Origin of the sequence: Erythrobacter sp. HI0063 (assembly GCF_001635685.1) — a bacterium.
Classification (GTDB): domain Bacteria; phylum Pseudomonadota; class Alphaproteobacteria; order Sphingomonadales; family Sphingomonadaceae; genus Qipengyuania.
In genome coordinates, this window is record NZ_LWFF01000121.1 from 1 (window position 1) to 2,500 (window position 2,500).

Consider the following 2,500-nt stretch of genomic DNA (forward strand, 5'->3'; position numbering starts at 1 on the left):
GAGTGGAATTCCGAGTGTAGAGGTGAAATTCGTAGATATTCGGAAGAACACCAGTGGCGAAGGCGACTCACTGGACAGTTATTGACGCTGAGGTGCGAAAGCGTGGGGAGCAAACAGGATTAGATACCCTGGTAGTCCACGCCGTAAACGATGATAACTAGCTGCTTGGGCTCATGGAGCTTGGGTGGCGCAGCTAACGCATTAAGTTATCCGCCTGGGGAGTACGGTCGCAAGATTAAAACTCAAAGGAATTGACGGGGGCCTGCACAAGCGGTGGAGCATGTGGTTTAATTCGAAGCAACGCGCAGAACCTTACCAGCCTTTGACATCCTAGGACGGTTTCTGGAGACAGATTCCTTCCCTTCGGGGACCTAGTGACAGGTGCTGCATGGCTGTCGTCAGCTCGTGTCGTGAGATGTTGGGTTAAGTCCCGCAACGAGCGCAACCCTCGTCCTTAGTTGCCATCATTTAGTTGGGCACTTTAAGGAAACTGCCGGTGATAAGCCGGAGGAAGGTGGGGATGACGTCAAGTCCTCATGGCCCTTACAGGCTGGGCTACACACGTGCTACAATGGCATCTACAGTGGGCAGCTATCACGCGAGTGTGAGCTAATCTCCAAAAGATGTCTCAGTTCGGATTGTTCTCTGCAACTCGAGAGCATGAAGGCGGAATCGCTAGTAATCGCGGATCAGCATGCCGCGGTGAATACGTTCCCAGGCCTTGTACACACCGCCCGTCACACCATGGGAGTTGGATTCACCCGAAGGTGGTGCGCTAACCTGCTTGCAGGAGGCAGCCAACCACGGTGGGTTCAGCGACTGGGGTGAAGTCGTAACAAGGTAGCCGTAGGGGAACCTGCGGCTGGATCACCTCCTTTCTAAGGATTTGGTCGAAAGCGCCAGCGCTAGCCGCTGGAAGTGCTTCGGCCGCTCCAAAGAACACTGCCGTCGTCCTCATGTCCTTTCATCACTGGAGATTGCCTAGCGCGGGCTTGCCTCGCGTTCGGCATGACGCCTGAGCCGGCTCACGCCCCTCGCGGCTTTATTGCCGCTGATGGCGGTGTAGGTCCGTAGCTCAGTTGGTTAGAGCGCACCCCTGATAAGGGTGAGGTCGGTGGTTCAAATCCACTCGGACCTACCATAGATTTGGTTGGGGGCCTTAGCTCAGCTGGGAGAGCACCTGCTTTGCAAGCAGGGGGTCATCGGTTCGATCCCGATAGGCTCCACCAAGCTTACACTTCTCCAGGATGAAACGAAAAGCTATCCGGTCTTTACCGGTAGCGGGCGGATCTGCCGCTCGCGTCTTTGACATTGTGAATGGGTTTTTAAATCGATGCCGTGGCGCATGGATTGTATTGAACGGTTTCGGCCGAGCGTGCGATCGATGCATCACAATCAAGATCAATCAAACGATTATCTGGCTGAGATAATTCCTCCGCATCTATAACAGCGCAGTCTTTATGCAGGGCTGTCGTTGATGGTGTGGATTCTCAAGCGTGAGGTAAGAGCATTTGGTGGATGCCTTGGCATGTGCAGGCGATGAAGGACGTGGCACGCTGCGATAAGCGTCGGGGAGTTGTGAGCAAACTTTGATCCGGCGATTTCCGAATGGGGAAACCCACCTTCACCATTTCTCTCATCATCCCTTCGGGGATGGCGAGTGAGGTGGATAAGGTATCACCGAACTGAATATATAGGTTTGGTGAAGCGAACCCGGGGAACTGAAACATCTCAGTACCCGGAGGAAAAGACATCAACAGAGATTCCCGTAGTAGTGGCGAGCGAACCGGGACCAGGCCAGTGCTTCTTCGTCAGTTAACCGAACACTTTGGAAAGAGTGGCCATAGCGGGTGACAGCCCCGTAGGTGAAAACGACCGAAGAAGACTCGAGTAGGGCGGGACACGTGAAATCCTGTCTGAACATGGGGGGACCACCCTCCAAGCCTAAATACTCGCACATGACCGATAGCGAACACAGTACCGTGAGGGAAAGGTGAAAAGCACCCCGATTAGGGGAGTGAAACAGTACCTGAAACCGAATGCTTACAAGCAGTTGGAGCTCCATAGGGAGTGACAGCGTACCTCTTGCATAATGGGTCAGTGACTTAATCTACCATGCAAGCTTAAGCCGTTAGGTGTAGGCGCAGCGAAAGCGAGTCTGAATAGGGCGACTGAGTATGATGGATTAGACCCGAACCCCGGCGATCTAGGCATGGCCAGGTTGAAGGTGCGGTAACACGCACTGGAGGACCGAACCGGTGAATGTTGAAAAATTCTCGGATGAGCTGTGTTTAGGGGTGAAAGGCCAATCAAGCCGGGAAATAGCTGGTTCTCCGCGAAATCTATTGAGGTAGAGCGTCAGATGTATGCCGATGGGGGTAGAGCACTGGATGGGCTAGGGCTGCGCGAGCGGTACCAAACCTAACCAAACTCCGAATACCATCGAGTCTTGTCTGGCAGACAGACGGCGGGTGCTAAGGTCCGTCGTCAAAAGGGAAAC

General features: G+C 53.9%; 2 tRNA genes and 2 rRNA genes (1 of these 4 cut by a window edge). All 4 read left to right on the forward strand.

What is annotated here, in order from left to right:
* A 16S ribosomal RNA gene (locus A3736_RS05260) occupies positions 1-878 on the forward strand; the annotation flags it as partial.
* A 186-nt stretch (positions 879-1,064) separates the two neighbouring features.
* Positions 1,065-1,141: transfer RNA gene (locus A3736_RS05265), tRNA-Ile, on the forward strand.
* 12 nt (positions 1,142-1,153) lie between these two features.
* A tRNA-Ala gene (locus tag A3736_RS05270) sits at positions 1,154-1,229 on the forward strand.
* 262 nt (positions 1,230-1,491) lie between these two features.
* A 23S ribosomal RNA gene (locus tag A3736_RS05275) occupies positions 1,492-2,500 on the forward strand; it runs 1,781 nt beyond the window's last position.